This window comes from Cryobacterium algoritolerans (assembly GCF_004402785.1).
Taxonomy (GTDB): domain Bacteria; phylum Actinomycetota; class Actinomycetes; order Actinomycetales; family Microbacteriaceae; genus Cryobacterium; species Cryobacterium algoritolerans.
Genome location: NZ_SOFP01000047.1, coordinates 112,549 through 129,805 on the forward strand (window position 1 = coordinate 112,549; position 17,257 = coordinate 129,805).

The 17,257-nt window shown below is 68.4% G+C and carries 15 protein-coding genes, 1 tRNA gene and 1 pseudogene; 5 read left to right on the forward strand and 12 right to left on the reverse strand.

The window, feature by feature from the left end:
- Positions 1-298 precede the first annotated feature (298 nt).
- The 3 genes from E3O19_RS10505 to E3O19_RS10515 all read left to right on the forward strand — a co-directional run bounded on the left by E3O19_RS10505 (position 299) and on the right by E3O19_RS10515 (position 4,008).
- Positions 299-2,413, forward strand: a complete 2,115-nt coding sequence (locus E3O19_RS10505) for a hypothetical protein (RefSeq protein ID WP_134567380.1) — start codon at positions 299-301, stop codon at positions 2,411-2,413.
- 86 nt (positions 2,414-2,499) lie between these two features.
- The gene (locus E3O19_RS10510; RefSeq protein WP_134567382.1) at positions 2,500-3,426 is read left to right on the forward strand and encodes a Ppx/GppA family phosphatase; all 927 of its coding nucleotides are present in this window, start codon (positions 2,500-2,502) and stop codon (positions 3,424-3,426) included.
- A gap of 75 nt (positions 3,427-3,501) precedes the next feature.
- Positions 3,502-4,008: a 2'-5' RNA ligase family protein gene (locus E3O19_RS10515; protein ID WP_134567384.1), complete on the forward strand. Its 507-nt coding sequence runs from the start codon at positions 3,502-3,504 to the stop codon at positions 4,006-4,008.
- Here the strand turns inward: E3O19_RS10515 and budA are convergent.
- Both budA and alsS read right to left on the reverse strand, forming a co-directional pair.
- Positions 4,005-4,727, reverse strand: coding sequence for an acetolactate decarboxylase (budA, locus tag E3O19_RS10520; RefSeq protein WP_134567386.1), 723 nt, complete (start codon positions 4,725-4,727; stop codon positions 4,005-4,007). The genes E3O19_RS10515 and budA overlap by 4 nt on opposite strands.
- 5 nt (positions 4,728-4,732) lie before the next feature.
- Positions 4,733-6,487 (reverse strand): acetolactate synthase AlsS, encoded by a 1,755-nt coding sequence (gene alsS / locus E3O19_RS10525; RefSeq protein ID WP_134567387.1) that lies wholly within the window; start codon positions 6,485-6,487, stop codon positions 4,733-4,735.
- 114 nt (positions 6,488-6,601) lie between these two features.
- Here alsS and E3O19_RS10530 point away from each other — a divergent pair, with 114 nt between their 5' ends.
- Positions 6,602-7,492: a LysR family transcriptional regulator gene (locus E3O19_RS10530; protein ID WP_134567389.1), complete on the forward strand. Its 891-nt coding sequence runs from the start codon at positions 6,602-6,604 to the stop codon at positions 7,490-7,492.
- Positions 7,493-7,632: 140 nt separating this feature from the next.
- On the opposite strand, the gene E3O19_RS10535 is transcribed toward E3O19_RS10530, so the two are convergent.
- The 10 genes and pseudogenes from E3O19_RS10535 to hisS all read right to left on the reverse strand — a co-directional run bounded on the left by E3O19_RS10535 (position 7,633) and on the right by hisS (position 16,557).
- Positions 7,633-8,628, reverse strand: coding sequence for an aldo/keto reductase family protein (locus E3O19_RS10535; RefSeq protein ID WP_134567391.1), 996 nt, complete (start codon positions 8,626-8,628; stop codon positions 7,633-7,635).
- Between the two features lie 11 nt (positions 8,629-8,639).
- Positions 8,640-9,527, reverse strand: a complete 888-nt coding sequence (locus E3O19_RS10540) for a LacI family DNA-binding transcriptional regulator (RefSeq protein ID WP_241981315.1) — start codon at positions 9,525-9,527, stop codon at positions 8,640-8,642.
- Between the two features lie 51 nt (positions 9,528-9,578).
- Positions 9,579-9,707 (reverse strand): annotated as a pseudogene (locus tag E3O19_RS18845) (LacI family DNA-binding transcriptional regulator); the annotation flags it as partial.
- Between the two features lie 117 nt (positions 9,708-9,824).
- A tRNA-Leu gene (locus E3O19_RS10545) sits at positions 9,825-9,897 on the reverse strand.
- A 54-nt stretch (positions 9,898-9,951) separates the two neighbouring features.
- A complete protein-coding gene (locus E3O19_RS10550) occupies positions 9,952-11,496 on the reverse strand; it encodes an NAD(P)/FAD-dependent oxidoreductase (RefSeq protein ID WP_134567395.1) in 1,545 nt (514 codons plus the stop codon).
- 37 nt (positions 11,497-11,533) lie between these two features.
- Complete coding sequence (locus tag E3O19_RS10555; protein WP_241981316.1) at positions 11,534-12,811, reverse strand: S8 family peptidase; 1,278 nt, start codon at positions 12,809-12,811, stop codon at positions 11,534-11,536.
- Positions 12,808-13,329 carry a DUF501 domain-containing protein gene (locus E3O19_RS10560; protein WP_134567397.1) on the reverse strand — a complete coding sequence of 174 codons (522 nt, stop codon included), beginning with the start codon at positions 13,327-13,329 and terminating at the stop codon, positions 12,808-12,810. Before E3O19_RS10560 ends, E3O19_RS10555 begins: the two co-directional genes overlap by 4 nt.
- Complete coding sequence (locus tag E3O19_RS10565; protein ID WP_134567399.1) at positions 13,326-13,802, reverse strand: FtsB family cell division protein; 477 nt, start codon at positions 13,800-13,802, stop codon at positions 13,326-13,328. The genes E3O19_RS10560 and E3O19_RS10565 overlap by 4 nt, the downstream gene beginning before the upstream one ends.
- A gap of 118 nt (positions 13,803-13,920) precedes the next feature.
- On the reverse strand, positions 13,921-15,201 hold the full coding sequence (gene eno, locus E3O19_RS10570; RefSeq protein WP_134567401.1) for a phosphopyruvate hydratase: 1,281 nt from the start codon (positions 15,199-15,201) through the stop codon (positions 13,921-13,923).
- A 93-nt stretch (positions 15,202-15,294) separates the two neighbouring features.
- Positions 15,295-16,557 carry a histidine--tRNA ligase gene (gene hisS, locus E3O19_RS10575; RefSeq protein WP_134567403.1) on the reverse strand — a complete coding sequence of 421 codons (1,263 nt, stop codon included), beginning with the start codon at positions 16,555-16,557 and terminating at the stop codon, positions 15,295-15,297.
- Positions 16,558-16,720: 163 nt separating this feature from the next.
- Between hisS and E3O19_RS10580 the strand changes: the two genes are divergently transcribed.
- Positions 16,721-17,254 carry a hypothetical protein gene (locus tag E3O19_RS10580; RefSeq protein ID WP_134567405.1) on the forward strand — a complete coding sequence of 178 codons (534 nt, stop codon included), beginning with the start codon at positions 16,721-16,723 and terminating at the stop codon, positions 17,252-17,254.
- Positions 17,255-17,257 lie beyond the last annotated feature (3 nt).

Here is a 17,257-nt window from a genome sequence, read left to right on the forward strand (position 1 = left end):
GACGGGGCGGCCGGTGCAGCGCGATCGAGCGGGCCTGGACCATGAGACACCTCACTCTTCACCGAAAAGAAGCGGGACGTTCGACCCTGTCGCCAGTATGCACCATGCCCGGGGATAACGAATGTGTCGCGTCGGAGATACCCGGGGTCACTGACATTGACTTTTGCGGCCATGACCCCTGGAATGGTTACAGGGGGAATTCATGCTTCGGTCTCACTTTGGCGTATCGCGCCCCGCAGGCGCGCGACAGGGCCATCGACCGAACCCGGGCCGGGCCGTCGCTCCCGTTCTCGGCCTGATGTTCGTGCTTGTGTTCGGGGTCTGCGCGGCCGCCGCCGCACCGGCCGCGGCCCACGCCCAGTCCGGCCAGCCCCGGGCCGTGCAATCCGTCCCTGCCGACCCGGCGCCCACGCCCACCCCCTCGCCAACCCCTTCCCCGCAAAGCGCCCCGGCGACGGCACCAACCATCGACAGCCCGCCGGCCGGCAGTTTCGTGGGCAGCGGAAGTACTACGGTGTCCGGCACCCGGCAGGCCGGCCAGGAGATCCAGCTGTTGTCCCCGACCGGCGGCGATCCGCTCTGCATCGTGGCCGCGGGCCAGTCCACCGTCTGGACCTGCACCCGCGTCCCGCTGCCGAGCGGGCCTTCCGTGCCGCTGCGCATCGTCGTCACCGGTGAACCCGCCCTCGCGGCCGAGCAGGCCATCGCGGTGCTTGCGGCCCCGGTTGTCAGCGGCGGGCCCACCGGCGGCGGCGCCTCCAATGGCGTCGTGCGCGGGAGCGGCTACCCGAACGCATCCGTCATCACCGAATTGAGCAGCGGCCAGCGGTGCACCTCCACCGCCGACGGGGCCGGCGCCTGGTCGTGCACCTTCGGCGGCAGCCTGGCCAGCGGCCCGGTCGACGTGACCGCCGTGCAACAGACCTCGTTCAGCCTGCCGTCCTCGTCGAACTCGAGCGCCCCCCTCACGCTCCGGTTCGACGTCGACGCTCCCGCCGCCCCCGGGCTGGCCTCCCCCTCCGACTCGGCGCGGTTACCGCTGAGCGGAGCGACATATCAGGGTGCGGGTGAGGACGGCGCGACCGTCACGGTCTTCGCCGGGCCGTATTCGGTGTGCACGGTCGTGGTCTCCGGCGGCGCCTGGCGCTGCGCGGCCGGCGGAGTCGCCGCCGGCACCTACCAGGTGCGCGTCGTGCAGCAGGATCCGGCCGGCAACATGAGCGGTGGCAGCCCGGCGATCACCGTGTTCTATGGCGACGCGCCGCCGCCGACGCCCAGTGCCGGGGGTGCGTCCGCCGCTCCCGTCGCACCGCCGTCCGGCGACGGGACGACCGAGGCCCCGGCTCCGGCGTTGCCAGCCCCGCCGCCGGACGCGGCGCTTCCGGCCCCGCCGGCGCTCCCTCCGGCGCACGGCCGGGATGCCACCGTGCCGCCGACCGGTCTCGCCGGCGGCTGGAACGACCCCACCCAGTTCGCGACGGCGGTGCTCCCGCCCGGCTCCGCCTTCTCCTGGCTGCAGGCCGCGCTCCTCGCGTTCGGGTGCCTGCTGCTCCTGGCGATCCCGGCCCGCCTGCTCAGCGGCACCATCGCTCGCGCTCGCGCGGGACGCCCGCTCTGGCCCCTGGCCCCGATCGCCGGCCGCAACCGCCCCCGAGACGACTTCGAGACCGCGCCGACCGTGCTCGTGAACCGCTGGCTCGTGGCCGGGGCGGCCCTGGTGTCCGCCGCGACCCTGGTGATGCTGTCGGGGCCGGTCGGCAGCCGGCCGGCCTACCTGAGGCTGCTGGTCGCCGTCATGATCGCCCTGCTCGTGGTCAACGGGGTCGGCGCTCTCGTGCCCCGATGGTGGGGTCGGCAGGTGCTCGGGCTGAACGTTTCCGTCACCTTCCTGCCGCGCTACCTGCTCCTCGTCGGGGTGTACGCTCTCACCTCGCGGGTTTTCGAGATCCACCCGGCGCTGCTGTTCGGGCTGCTCGGCAGCGTCACGATCGCGGCCGACTCCCGGCCGGAACGCCGCGGACAGCTCGCGGCGGTGCGCGCCGGGAGCCTGATCCTGCTCGCCGTGGCGGGGTGGCTGGCGCTCGGGGTGTTGCCGCAGGCCATCGGTCTCACCGGCGCCTTCGGCGCTGAGGTCGCCAACAGCATCGTTCTCGCGGCGATCGGGTCCGCCGCCATCGTGCTGGTGCCGATCGGCAGCACGAGCGGGCGCAGCATCCTCGCCTGGTCGCCGCCGGTCTGGGCCGGCCTGACCGTGCTCGCCTTCACGATCATGTTCGCGGTGCTGTCGCCGACGATGACCCCGTGGCACGGCAATGGAACCATCACCTTGCTCTGGGTGGCGGCCGGCGCGTTTGCGGCGCTCAGCACCGGGGCCTGGGCGTGGCAGCGGTTCGTTGCCCCCGCGGTCGACTGACCCAGGCAAGCCAGGGACGCACCCGAACCGGCGCCTGAGCGCGGGCGCGGTGCCGCGCCCTGCCCACGAGGCGCTATCGTCGGAGCGTGCGCCTCGGAGTCCTTGACGTCGGTTCGAATACCGTCCACCTGCTGGTCGTCGACGCGCACGCGGGCGCGCAACCGGTGCCGATGGCATCCGACAAGGCCGTACTGCGGCTGATGCGCTACCTCACCCCGGCGGGCGAGATCACCGAGGAAGGCTGCACGGCCGTTCTCGAGGCCGTGCGCAACGCAGCGGGAATCGCCCGACGCCACAGTGTCGACGACCTGCTCCCCTTCGCCACCTCGGCGCTCCGCGACGCGACGAACGGGGCAGACCTGCTGGCCAGGGTTGAACGGGAGACCGGCGTGGCCCTGCAGGTGCTCTCCGGTGAGGACGAGGCCCGACTCACCTTCCTCGCCGTGCGCCGCTGGTACGGCTGGTCGGCCAGGGACATCCTGCTCTTCGACATCGGCGGCGGCTCGCTCGAGATCGCCGGCGGCGGAAACGAGATCCCGACCGTCGCCGTGTCGCTCCCGCTCGGCGCCGGGCGTTCCACGATCGGCTTCCTGCACAACGACCCTCCGCTGCCCGATCAGGTCACTGCGCTTCGGAAGCACGCGGCCGCCGTGCTCGCGGATGCAGTCAACGCCTTCGCGGGGCTCCCCACGCCCCACCACGTGGTCGGCTCCTCGAAGACGATCCGGTCCCTGGCCAGGCTGGCCGGCTCCACCTCGGAGGGTTTCGGCTCCGGAGAACGGATGCTGCTCGGCCGTTCCCAGCTCGCGGACTGGGTGCCGCGCCTGGCCCGCATCCCCGCCGAAGCCCGCCCGGCCCTGCCGGGAATCACCGCCGACCGCACATTTCAGATCGTCGCCGGTGGGATCGTGCTCGGCGCGGCAATGGCCGCCTTCGACGTGGCCGAGCTCGAGGTGTCGCCGTGGGCGCTCCGCGAGGGCATCATCCTGCGCTACCTAGACCACCTGGGCTAGCGCCGGTCGGGAGTGTCCGCCCGGGCCGCACACGTTTGGGGCATCCACTACACCGTCGCCGCCTAGACTCGGCGGATGTCTCGCCTCGTCGTCGTCCTCCCGCTCACGCCGCTCCGCACCGGTGACAGCTTCCCGGTGCCCGACTGGCCGCCGCACATCACTGTGCTACCGCCGTTCCTCACTAATGCCCCAGCCGCCGACATCGCCCACGCGATCGCGGCGGCCACCGCCGGCCAGGTCGTGCTGACCATGACGGCCGGCCGCGACGAGTTGTTCGGGCGCCGGGAGAACATCCCTGTGACCGTCATGATCGAGAACGAGGCCCTCACCATTCTGCACCGGAGGCTCACCGAGGCCGTTCGGCCGTTCGCGGCCTCCCCGGACGAGCCGGCCTTCACCGGCCCCGGCTTCCGAGCACACGTGACGGCCAAGCGCTCGGGGCGGGTGCACACCGGCGACGTGGTCTCCCTCACCCAGATCGCGCTGGTCGACATGGCTCCGCGGGCCGCCGTAGGCGGCCGGACCGTGCTCGCGACACTCCCCCTGGCACTCCCCGGCTCGGCGGCGCCGACTCGCGGCTAGGCGTGCGACTCGGTCTTCAGCAGCTGCCTGGCCAGGTCCTCCGGCGCGAGATTGGCGTCGCGGAAGGCATCCGTCAACGGCAGCTGCAGCCGCAGGTCCGTGCCGAGGCAGAGCGCCGCGCGACCGGTGCGCAACTTGAAGTCGAGCACGTGCCCGCCCGCCGTCCGGTCGCCGGTGATGAAGTGCGCATGGCAGCCGGGCACGCCGATGCCCTGCTCGTAGAGCGGCGTACGGAAGCCGACGACGACGCCGGTGACGTCGTTCAGCTCGACGATCGCGTCTTCATCCGTCGCCTCGACCATCGGGCGATACGGTTTCTGCTGCTTGACCACCGTGCGCATCCTGATCCATTCGAAGTCGCCATCAATGCGCAGCGCGTACATATAGTTCTCGGATGCCGTCATCCGGTCGATGACCTCGGAAGCCTCGGTCCGCAGCACGCCGGGCGGCAGCTCGCTCTCGATGTGCGGCACGAAATTCGTGACGACCGCGTAGGGCGTGTGTGCGCCGAGGTCGGCCTTCGACACCCCGCCGTCCGCACGCAGCTGGTAACACGTGCCGTCGACGATGAGCATCTCGCCGTCGAGCCCGTTGAAGGTGCCGATGCCGAAACTGCCGTGGCCGAGCAGGTCGCGCACGGTCATCTCGCCCTCGTACACGCCGTCGAGCAGCGCGCTCATCAGGCTCGTCTGGAAGATCTCGTGGCGGGAAACGGTCATCTCGCTCATTGCAGTACATCGCTTTCCAGGTCGGCCATCAGTTCGTCTCTATTGTTGCGGTAGTCGACCCGCACGTCGATGATGCTCGGGCCCGGCTCCGCCAGGGCCGTCGCCAGCACGTCTGCGAAGTCCGCGAGGCTGGTCACCCGGTAGCCGTGCGCGCCGAATGATTCGGCGTAGCCGACCACGTCGTAGTCGCCCAGTTGCACGCCTGAAGTGCGACCGTACTTGCCCTGCTGCTGGAATGCCACCATGTCGTAGCTTCCGTCGTTGAAGATCACGTGCGTGAAGGTCGAACCGAGCCGCACGGCCGTCTCGAGCTCCATCGCGGAGTAGAGGAAGCCGCCGTCGCCCGACACCGACACCACCGGGGTTCCCGGCCGCACGAGCGTCGCCGCGATCGCCCACGGCAGGGCAACGCCCAGGGTCTGCTGCCCGTTCGAGAACAGCAGGGTGCGCGGGTGGTAGGTGCGGAAATGCCTGGCCATGTAGATGTAGTGCGAACCGACGTCGCAGAGCACCGTGGTGTCGTCAGGCAGCAGCTCGCGCATCATCAGGGTGAGTTCGGCCGGATGCACGCCCTCGGTTTCGTCATGCCCGGTCGGCTGGTCGGCCTCCGCGAGGCGAGCCCGCTGCTCGGCGACCACCTCGGCCGCGGCCGGCGGAAGGGTGAGACCGTCGATCTGCCTCGCGAGCGCATCGAGGGTCTCGGCGACGTCACCGCGCAGCTCGACGGTGGGGCGGTAGTAGTCGTCGAGGTCGGCCGTGAGCTCATCGAGGTGGATGATCACGCGCAAGTGGTCCCTGTTCCATTTCGACGGCTCGTATTCGACGAAGTCGTAGCCGACGGCCAGGATCACGTCGGCCTTGTGCAGCAGGATGTCTCCCGGCTGGTTCCTGAACAGGCCCACCCGGCCCAGGTAGTGCTCTTCGAGCTCGTGCGAGATGACCCCGGCGGCCTGGAAGGTCTCGACCACGGGGAGGCCGGCGACGCCGAGCAAGTTGCGCAGCGCCGCGGTGGAGCGGTCCGAGCCCGAGCGGGCGCCGGCGAGGATGACGGGGAACGTCGCGTTCGTGAGCAGGGCTGCGGCGCGCTGCACGCTCTCGGCCGGGGCGGCACCCAGCTGCGGCACCCAGTGCGGGTTCTTCATCGTCACCGTGGTGGAGTCGACGAGCACATCGTAGGGGAGCACGACGGCGGCGGCGCCCTTGGGCTCCTGCGTCGCCTGCCGGAACGCGTTGGCGATGGCCTCCGGCACGTTGTCCGCGACGCTGACCTCGCCGGCCGACTTGGTCACGGCCGAGAGCATGCCGACGGCGTCCATGGTCTGGTGGGTGCGCTTGAGGCGGTCGGCGCGGGGGACTGCGCCGCAGAGGGCGACCATCGGGTCACCCTCGGTCGTCGCGGTGAGGAGGCCGGTCGCCAGGTTGGAGGTGCCCGGGCCGCTCGTGACAAGCACGACGCCGGGCCGACCGCTCAGGCGCCCGACGGCGGCGGCCATGAAGGCGGCGTTCTGCTCGTGCCGACAGACGATCAGTTCAGGGCCGTCGTCGACGAGGGCGTCGTAGACCGGGTCGATCTTGGCGCCGGGAACCCCGAACACCCACTTGACCCCGTACGCCTTGAGGCACTCGACGACCCGGTCGGCGGAGCGGCGCGACAGGGCTTCGGTGCCGGCGCCGAACGACGTGACCGGGCCTGCCGGAGCGGCCGCGGCATCCGTCGGCTCGTCGTTCTGTACTGATGGGTTCTTCGTCATGCTGGCCTCCCGGCTCGCCGAGGGTCCGGCGCCTTCATCAATCGTCCCTCGACGACAGATAAGAAACAACGCCGATGACGGATACGAACAATCTGGAATAGAGATAATAGGGGGATGGACCTCCGCCAGCTCGAATTCTTCAGCGCCGTCGCCGGCGAACTGAGCTTCACCCGCGCCGCCGATCGACTCACCATTGCCCAGTCCGCCGTCTCGGCCGGGGTGAGGTCGCTCGAGGGCGAACTCGGCGTGGAGCTGTTCGACCGCAGCCGCCGGCAGATCCGGCTGACCGGGGCGGGTGACCTGCTCCTGCCGAAGGTGCGGGAGGCGCTGGACGCCGTGAACGAGGTGCGCGACGCCGCCCAGGAGACCGCGCACGCCATCACCGGGTCGATCGTCATCGGGCTGATGACCTCGGTCACCCTCGTCGACGTCCCCGGGCTGCTCGGCCTGTTCCGCACCGGGCACCCCGGGGTGGGCGTGCGCCTGCGTGCGGCCAGGCGCGGGTCGGCCGGCCTGGTCGACGACCTTGCCACCGGCGAGCTCGACCTGGCCTTTCTCGCCCTGAGCGGGCCGGTGCCGGCGTCGCTGATCGCGCGGCCGATCACGTCGTCGCCGATGGTGCTGGTGGTGCCGGACGGCCACCGGCTGGCCACCGCGCGCACGGTCGGACTCGCCGATCTTGCGGCGGAGGAGTTCATCGACCTGCCGCCCGGCTATGCCAGCCGCCAGATCGTGGACGACGCGTTCACCATGGCCGGGCTCGACCGTCGGGTGATGATCGAGGTCTCCGATATCGGCACGGCCGCCGAGTACGTCACCAACGGCCTCGGGGTGGCCCTGCTGCCCGAATTCGCCGCCCGCGAGGTTCGCGAGGTTCGGAGGATCCCGGTCGACACCGTGCCCGACTTCACCGTCTACCTGGCGGCATCCCGCACGCGGCGGGTGTCTGCGGCCGTGCGCGCGTTCGTCGACCTCGCCCTGCCGGGCGGGAACTCCGCGCCCTGACGCATACCGCGTGCCCCTGGACATTGACCGGGCGTGTGCGGTCATCTCGATTGCAGCGGATGCGGCGCAGCCCGTTTCCGCCACTGGCGTCGTCAATCGGCAACGACCACCCTCACCGGAGCCGACCGGTAGACCGCGGCTTAGACGCGCTGGGGAAAAGACTCCACCTTGCCGGGGTCGCGCTCCACAACATCGCCCAGGGCGTCGTCGATCAGCTCCAGGACTTCGGGCTCGAGGGTCAGGTCGACGGCTTTGACCGTGTCTTCAAGCTGTTCGGGCCTGCTGGCACCGACAATCGCCGCGGAGACGTTTGGGTTGGCCAGAACCCACGCTACGGCCAGGGTGGCCAGCGGCACGCCGAGATCCGCGGCGATCGGCTTGAGCTTCTCAACTCGTTCGATGACTGCCGGCTGCATGAATTTATGCTCGGTCTTCAGTCGGCCGTCCTCGGAGCTGAAACGGCTGCCGGTCGGAACGGTCGAAGTACCATACTTGCCGCTCAGCACGCCCTGGGCCAGCGGCGACCAGCACAGCTGGGTGATCCCGAGCTCCTCGCAGGCCGGCACGACTTCGGCCTCGATGACCCGCCACAGCATGTTGTATTGCGGCTGGCTGGAGACGAGCTGAATGCCCTGCTCAGCAGCGAGAGCGGCTCCCGCGCGGATCTCCTCCACAGTCCATTCGGATACGCCGATGTAGTGGGCTTTACCTGCCCGGACGATGTCGGCGAAGGCGCCCATGGTTTCTTCGAGCGTGGTTTCATAGTCGTAGCGGTGCGCCTGGTAGACGTCCACGTAGTCCGTCTGTAAACGGCGCAGCGAACCGTCGATGGACTCCATCACGTGCTTGCGGGACAGGCCGCGGTCATTCTTGCCCGGGCCAGTGGGAAAGAACACCTTGGTCATTACCTCGATGCCCTCGCGACGGACGCCCTTGAGGGCCACGCCGAGCATTGTTTCGGCTTTGGTACCTGCGTAGGCATCGGCCGTGTCGTAGGCGGTGACCCCAAGATCCAGCGCCTTCCGAACGCAGGCCGTGGCGACATCCTGCTCCAGGGTTTCGCCGTGCGTTGCCCAGTTGCCCAGCGCGATCGAGCTGACGTACATGCCGCTGCTGCCGAGTTTGCGGTATTGCATGAGGTTTCCTTTCAGAGGTCGCCGAAATGTTCGGCGGAATGCGGGGAGTCTGGGCCGGTCGGTATTGTGCGCAGTGCCCGAGGTGGGCCGGTCGTCTCGCGAACGACAAGGCGAGCCGAACGTGAAAGTACCGCTGGGTGCCCCCCATGCAGGATGTCCAGAAGGAGCCGGGCGACATCCTGCCCTTGTTCGGCCACCTCGTGGTCCATGGTTGTCAGGCCAACGACGTCGCAGAGCTCGTGGTTGTCGAAACCGAGCACGGAGAAGTCCCGGGGAACAGCCAGGCCGGTCTGGCGGAGGACTTTCAGGACACCGAAGGCCATCTCGTCGGAGGCAACAAAAGCGGCGGTCGGGGGTTGTTTCAGGACAAGCAGCCGGGAGATGGCCGCCGCGCCCCCGGCCACACTGTTCTCATCGAACTGTTCAAGGACGTCTTCCTGAGCGAGCGCGGCTTCAGCCATGGCCTCCCGGTAGCCCCTGAGGCGCTGCAGTGGCGGTACTCCCCCCAGGTTGCTGCCCTCCTCATCACGGATGCCGACGAACGCTATTCGCTTGTGGCCGAGGTTCAACAGGTGCCTCACGGCAGCCAGCCCGGCCGCGACGTTGTCCACGGACACCGATCCGGCAGCCGACGATTCGGCACCGAGCAATGCCACGGCCTGCCCTTGGGAGGCGAGCGATTCGAGTTCCTCCCGGCTCGGCTGCAAGGCGATGATGATGACCCCGTCCGTGCGGCCATACAGCTGGACAGTTGCGAAAAACCTCTGTCGCTGCCCCGGTGTGGCGAGCTCGTACAGGAGCACATCGAAGCCGGCCTCTCGGAGCGCATGTGTGGCTTCGCCGACGACTTTTCCGAAGTACCATTTGGCCAGCACGGGCACCACGATGCCCACGGTCATGGTCCGGCCAGTCGCAAGGCGCGATGCAGCCGGGGAAGCCGCATAACCCAGCTCATCAGCAACCGCTTGCACGCGCTTGCGGGTTTCCATCGAAACGCCGGGAACCGAACGCAAGGCACGAGATACGGTCGATACTGAGACGCCCGCTCGCTCCGCTACCGATTCGACACTAACCACCATGTAGCCAATGGTAGGCGATCTTGTCGAATTAACGCAAGCGCTTGCGGGCACTATTGAAAAAGCAGGCCAGCGGATGCACGGCCATGCCTTCGCGGCGAAGACTCTCGACCGACACTGTGCCCCCGCTGGGACTCGAACCCAGACTGTGACGATTTTAAGTCGTCTGCCTCTGCCATTGGGCTACGGGGGCGCGCCCGGCCAAGGCCGAACGCTTCAAGAGTAGGTGCTGCCGATGCCGCCGGTGTTACTTGGCAGCGGAAACGCTGTTCTCGGCGTCGACGGTCTCCGCCGCCGCAGCGGGCGTGGCAACCGGCTTCGCGGCGGTCTTCCGCGGCGCCCGGGGCGCATGGGCCGCCGGGGCGCCCTTGTCGGCCAGAGCAGCGGTTTTGACGGCAGCAGCGGCGGTCTTGGCCGGGGCAGCGGCGGTCTTGGCCGGAGCAGCCTTGGCTGCTTTCGAGGCTTCCGCTGCGGGCTTGGGACGCGACGCGAACTCCTCGAACACGGCTCGTGGGTTCTCCACTGCCTCGAGAGAGACGATGTCGCGGCCCAGGAAGAAGTTGTTCACCCAGCCCCAGACCACGCGCAGTTTGCGTTCCCAGCTCGGCATCGCGAGGCCGTGGTAGCCGCGGTGCGCGATCCAGGCGGGCAGGCCGGTGATCGCGATCTTGCCCGACTGGAAGACGCCCTGGCCGACGCCCAGGCCCGCGACGGCGCCGAGGTTCTTGTGCAGGTATTCCTTGGGGGCTTCACCGCGGAGCACGGCGACGATGTTCCTCGCGAGGAGCTTGCCCTGGCGCACCGCGTGCTGGGCGTTGGGCACGCAGAAGCCGCCCACTCCCCCGCCGCTGAGGTCCGGCACGGCGCTGACATCGCCGGCACCCCAGGCGTCCGCGATGATCAGGTCTTCGTTGCCGACGCGCAGGTCGGCGCGTACCTGGAGCCGCCCGCGTTCCTCAATCGGCAGGTCGGTGTGGCGAACGATCTCCGGGTTGGCCATGACGCCGGCTGTCCAGACGATGAGGTCGGTCTCGAAGCTCTCACCCGTGGACAACTCGATCTTGCCGTCGACCGCGCTGGTCAGCTGGGTGTTGAGGTGGATCTGCGCTCCGCGCTGGTCGAGGTTCTTGATCACCCAGAGGCTGGTTGGGATGGACACCTCGGGCATGATCCGCCCCATCGCCTCGACGAGGTGGAAGTGGGTGTCGTCGAAGCCGATCTCCGGGTAGGACTTCAGCAGCGAGGTGGCGAACGAGCGCAGCTCGGCGAAGACCTCGATGCCGGCGAAGCCGCCGCCGATGACCACGAACGTCAGCAGACGGTCGCGCTCGGGGCCGGCGGGCAGTTGGGCTGCCTTATCGAAGTTGGTGAGGACGCGGTCGCGGATGGCGACGGCCTCCTCGATGGTCTTCAGGCCGAAGGCCTGGTCGGCGACGCCGGGGATCGGGAACGTGCGCGAGACGGCGCCTCCGGTGACCACGACTATGTCATAGACGAATTCCCACGGTTCGCCGATCGGCGGCGTGATGGTCGCGGTCTTCGTTGCGTGGTCGATGTGCGTGACCTTGGCGGTGAGCACGTTGGTCTTGGAGAGGTGGCGCCGGTGAGCGACGACGGCGTGGCGGGCCTCGATGGAACCGGCCGCGACCTCGGGCAAGAACGGCTGGTACGTCATGTACGGAAGCGGGTCAACCAAGGTGACCTCGGCTTCGCCGGTTCGCAGCCATTTCTCCAGCTTCCAAGCGGTGTAGAAACCCGCGTAGCCGCCGCCGACAATGAGAATTTTGGGCACGATTAGAGGTCCTCCTACAAATTGGATGCGCGAAAACTTAGCGTTTTGATCGTAATCGCTTGAAGTGCCGAGTGGCCCCTACGCCGAACAGCGTTACTAGGATACCAAACCCGAGAAGAACCATGAGCGGCACCGTCACATACGCCAGGCTGAGCGGACTCGGCAGCCACGCCGCCGCCAGGTTGTGCGCGGGGAGGGCCGGATCCTTTTTCGGGGGGACCGTCGCGATCGCCGTGGTCTCGGGGGCAGGGGTCGGGGCGGTGTCGGCCCGACGGTGCACCCGGATCCACTCTTCGAGCAACTGCGTCGGCGTGGGCGAGGTGGAGGCCGGCACGGCTGCCGTCACGGCCGCCGTCGCGTCGATGAGCCCGTTCCCATAGATCGGACTGGGCACCTTGTGGCCGTTCGGGTTGGCAGTGGCGATCACCCGGTTCATCACTTCGGCCGCGTCGAGTTTCGGGAAGGCGGAGCGCACGAGCGCGACGAGGCCGGAGACGATCGGCGCTGCTGCGCTGGTACCGTCCCACTGCACGTAGCCGCCGCCCGGCACCACACCGACGAGCTGCTCGCTCGGTGCTGCGACCGAGATGGTGATGCCCTGGGAGGAGGCGTCGAAGCTGGCAGCCTTGTTCCGGTCGACGCCGCCGACCGTGAGCACGCCGGGGATGGTGGCCGGCGCGCCAACCTCGGTGGTGCCGCTGCCCCGGTTGCCGGCGGCCGCGACGACGACGACATCGTGCTCGAACGCGTAGAGGAACGCGTCATCCCAACTCGTGGGCCATTCCAGGGTGTTGCGGGTCAGCGACATGTTGATCACGTCTGCCCCGTTGTCGACCGCCCACCGGATGCCGGCGGCGATCTGGTCGTCGTTGCTGAGGGTGGCGCCGTTGGTGCCGAACGCGACGGACACGGCCAGGATCGACGCGGCCGGCGCCACGCCGATGATTCCGGTGCCTTCGCCGGTACCACGCCCGGCCATCAGCGAGGAGACGAGGGTGCCGTGTTCGCTGCGGTCGCCGACGGGGGTCTGGCCGTTGGCGGAGCCGAGACCGGAGACATCCGTGCCGCCGACGACGGCACCGGCCAGTTCGGTGATGTTGGGGGCCACCCCGGTGTCGATCACGGCCACTTTCACGCCGGCGCCCCGGGTGGTCGCCCAGGCCTGGGTGAAGCCGTAATCAGTGAGCCAGTACTCGAGGTCGCGCACCTGGTCGGCGTGCGCCGGCGGTGCGTCGATGACCACGGATGCCCCGCCCAGCGCCACGGCCAGGCTCAGGCCGAGGCCCGTCCCAATCAGTCGCCAGAATGAGGTCACGCGTCCGCCGAGGTGTAGTCGAGGCACTCGCAGACCGCGGGTGACCAGGCGGCCCTGGCCAGGGCGAGGTCTCCGATCGGGTTGACTCCCGGCCCGGCGGCGAGGGTATGCGCCGCGAGGGCGTGCAGGCATTTCACCCGCTCCGGCATTCCGCCGGACGAGATCCCGGCGATCTCCGGGACGACGCCGATAGCTTCCCGATCGAAGAGGAATCCCTGGTGCGCACTAAGGTAGCGGGCCCGGATCTCTTCGTCGTCCTGCAGCAGCCGGTTGTACTCGTTCATCACCTGGGTGGCTTCGAGGAAAGAAAGCGCGGCGGTCGCGGCCGGGTGGGTGAGGTAGTAGAAGGTGGGGAACGGTGTTCCGTCGCTGAGCCGCGGTGCGGTGACCACCACGGTCGGGGCGCCGCAGACGCAACGCGCGGCGATGCCGACGACGTCCCGGGCCGGCCGGCCGAGCTGGGCGGACACCGTGGCGATATCGGCCTGGCTGACCGGGGCGAAGGGTGGCCGTGTCATTGTGCGGCCTCCGGGGCAAGGCCGGCTGTCATGACGGAGGCGAACATGGAGGAGAGCCAATCGACGTTGGTGTTCTGAATGGCGGAGCTCGCCGGCGGCGGCTCCGTGCCGCCCGCGACGGGCAGGGCGAGGTCGTTGATCACGAGGAAGCTGACGTCGCCAGGGAGAACGTAGGAGAGCCGGTCGCGGGCCTGGGTCGTGACGAACGTGCGGTCATTCCAGCGCTCGCGTTCTGACTTGAGCTCGTCGACGCTTCCCTGCTGGGCGGTGACAGCCTTGGTCAGCCGATCGATCTGTTGCTGCTGCTCCGCATAGGTACGGATGCCGGGGGCCAGCACGATCACGGCGAGGATCAGGATTCCCATCATCATGAAGGAGAATCCCGACAGCCGGAGCCCGCGCAGCCAATTGCCGGTGGCGGTCTCCGTGGTTTTGAGGGCGACCGGGTGTCGTTCTGCGCGTTTCCTACCCATGGCACACCCCTCTCGTGCTCGTCGGGTTCGGGAGGCTACTCGAACCCTAACCGAATCCGGACAAAAAAATGGAGCTCTCGAGGCCCGGATGACCCGGGCCTCGAGAGCTCCGGACCAGCTAGGCCTTGAACCGCGGGAAAGCGGAACGGCCCGCGTAAACCGCGGCCTCGCCCAACTCTTCTTCAATCCTCAGCAGCTGATTGTACTTTGCGACGCGCTCGCTGCGGGCAGGCGCTCCGGTCTTGATCTGGCCGGCGTCGACGGCGACCGCAAGGTCGGCGATGAACGTGTCCTCGGTCTCACCGGAGCGGTGGGAGATGACCGTGGTGTAGCCGGCGCGCTGGGCGAGGGCAACCGCGTCCAGCGTCTCGGTGAGGGTGCCGATCTGGTTGACCTTGACGAGAATGGAGTTGGCCGTGCCGAGCTCCAGGCCCTTGGCCAGGCGAACCGGGTTGGTCACGAACAGGTCGTCGCCGACGATCTGGACCTTGTCGCCGAGTTCGGCGGTAAGGTGCACGTAGCCTTCCCAGTCGTCCTCTTCGAGCGGGTCTTCGATCGAGACGAGCGGGTAGGCAGCGACGAGTTCGACGTAGTACGCGGACAGCTCCTGGGCGGTGAGTTCCTTGCCCTCGAAGTGGTAAACGCCGTCCTTGTAGAACTCGGATGCGGCGCAGTCGAGCGCGAGGCCGATGTCCTTGCCGGGCGTGTAGCCGGCGTTGGTGATGGCTTCGACGATCAGGTCGAGGGCCGCTCGGTTGCTGGGCAGGTTAGGAGCGAAGCCACCCTCGTCGCCGAGGCCGGTGGACAGACCCTTGGACTTGAGGAGCGCCTTGAGCGCATGGTAGGTCTCGGTGCCCCAGCGGAGGCCCTCGGCGAAGGACTCGGCGCCGAGCGGGACGACCATGAATTCCTGGATGTCCACGTCGTTGTCGGCGTGCGAACCACCGTTGATGATGTTCATCATCGGCACCGGCAGGGTGTGCGCATTCGGTCCGCCAAGGTAACGGAACAGGGGCAGGCCGGCCGAGGTAGCGGCGGCCTTCGCAACGGCGAGGCTGACGCCGAGGATGGCGTTGGCGCCGACGCGGTGCTTGTTGTCGGTGCCATCGGTCTCGATGAGGACGGCGTCTACGATGCGCTGGTCGGTGGCGTCCAGGTCTTCGACTGCCGGGCCGAGCTCGTCGATGACAGCGTCAACGGCCTTGAGCACGCCCTTGCCCAGGTAACGCGACTTGTCGCCGTCGTGCAGTTCATAAGCCTCGAACGCACCGGTCGATGCGCCGGATGGAACCGCCGCGCGGCTAACCGAACCGTCGTCAAGCAATACCTCGACCTCGACGGTCGGGTTGCCTCTGGAGTCAAGAATCTCGCGCGCTACTACTGCCTCAATGAGAGCCACAGCTATCTCCTGTTTCCTATATTTTCTTTAATTGGGGGGTGGGGACCTGAGGGAATCTAGGAAGACCTCGCTGTGTTCCAATCCCATAACAGTCTAGTGATGGTGGGCTGATTCGCCCAGCGGACGGAACTGGAGCGAGCCGGGCGGGCCCGTTTCGGGCGTGACGAACGCGTACCGTCCGTAGCCGGCGGCGGCGGCCCGGTCCAGCAGTGCCTTGAGGTTCTTGGTGCGGCGTTCGAGTCGCACCCGCAGCCCGCTGGCCACGAGCTCCGCCTTGAGCGCCACCAGACGGGCCGGGTCGGCATCCTTCTCGTGCACCAGCACGACCGCGTCGGTGTCGACCGTCCCGGTGGCGCCGAGCAGGTCCACGATCCGCTCGAATCCGATCGAGAATCCGCAGGCGGGAACCTCGGTGCCAAGAAACCGACCGATCATCCCGTCATAGCGGCCGCCGCCACCGAGGGAGTAGCCCAGTTCCGGGTGGGCGATCTCGAAGATCGTGCCCGTGTAGTAGCCCATCCCGCGCACGAGGGTGGGATCGAAGACCAGCTTGCTTGCCGGCAGGGCGTCGCGTAGTGCCTTCAGGTCGGCGTAGGCTGAGTGGTCGAGCCAGGCTGGAGCGGCGGCATCCCAGCCGAGGCCGGGCATCACCTCGAGGGTGTCCGCAATACCGTCAATATCGACGCCGAGGCCGTCCAGCTCGGTGACTACGCCGGACACGCCGATCTTATCGAGCTTGTCGATGGTGATCAGCGCCCGCTCGGCCAGCTCAGGCGCCACCTTCCAGTGCGCGAGCAGCGAGGCGAGAATGCGCCGGTCGTTGATGCGCACGGAGCAGCCGTCGAGCCCGAGGGCGTCGAGGGCCGCGGTCGTCGCGGAGATGAGCTCGATCTCGGCGAGCGGTCCGGCCTCGCCGATGATGTCGATGTCGCACTGGACGAACTGGCGGTAGCGTCCCTTCTGCGGGCGCTCCGCCCGCCAGACCGGCGCGATCTGGATCGACCGGAAGACGGCGGGCAATTCGGCACGGTGGCTGGCATAGAACCGGGCCAGCGGCACGGTGAGGTCGAAGCGGAGGCCCAGGTCGGCCAGCGAGAGGATATCGCCGGACTCGGCGGCGGCCGCGACATCCGCCGGGGAGAGTCCACGTCTGAGCACGGCGAAACCGAGCTTTTCGTTGTCGCCGCCGAGGCCGGAGTGCAGGCGGGCCGAATCCTCCATCACTGGGGTTTCGATCTCGTCGAAGCCGTGTGCGGCGAAGATGCGCCTGATCGTGCCCAGCGCGTGCTCCCGGATCGCTTTCTCGTTGGGGAGGAAGTCGCGCATTCCGCGCGGCGGGGTCACAGGTGCTGCCATGCCTCCAATTGTGTCAGGTCCCACCCAGCCCCTCCCCCACCTTCGAGCCTGTCGAGACCCGGTGGTCGAGCCCGTCGACACCCGGTGAATAAACTTTCGAATAGTTATCCACAGGACGTGATATTCACTCACATTTATGTTCGCATGTCGGTATTCTCGTGGTATGGATTCACCGGCAGATCAGCTCAGGCAAGCAGCGGAGACCGTTGCGCGTCTGGGCTGTTCCAGCGCCGATCTGGAGGCCCTGCCTGATGCTGCGGTGCTGACGGGTCAAGGTCAGATCGCCGTCGCCCGCCGTCTGATCGAACAGTATGCGGCGTGGATGGCCGCGACGATCGCCCACCGGTCCCGGCCGGAGCTGGGCCATTCGGGTCTGGCCGCCCGGCAGGGGTTCCTCTCGCCGGAGGCGATGATCCAGAAGGTCACCGGTTCCAGCAAGAATGACGCGTTCAAGCTCGTGGCCGTGGCCGTGGCCGTGGCCGTGGCCGTGGCCGTGGGCACGATGCTCGCCCGCGCCGAGGCCGCCGACCGGCAGGCCGCGGAAGCGTTCGGGTCGCCCAGTGCCGGTGGGACCGGCGACACCGGTGGTGCCGACGGGCCCGACAGTCCCGACCGTCCTGCGGGTTTCCCGCCCGGTCACCTGCCTGGTCTCCTGCCTGGTCTCCTGCCCGGTTCAGGCGCTCCCGGGTCGTGGTAGGGC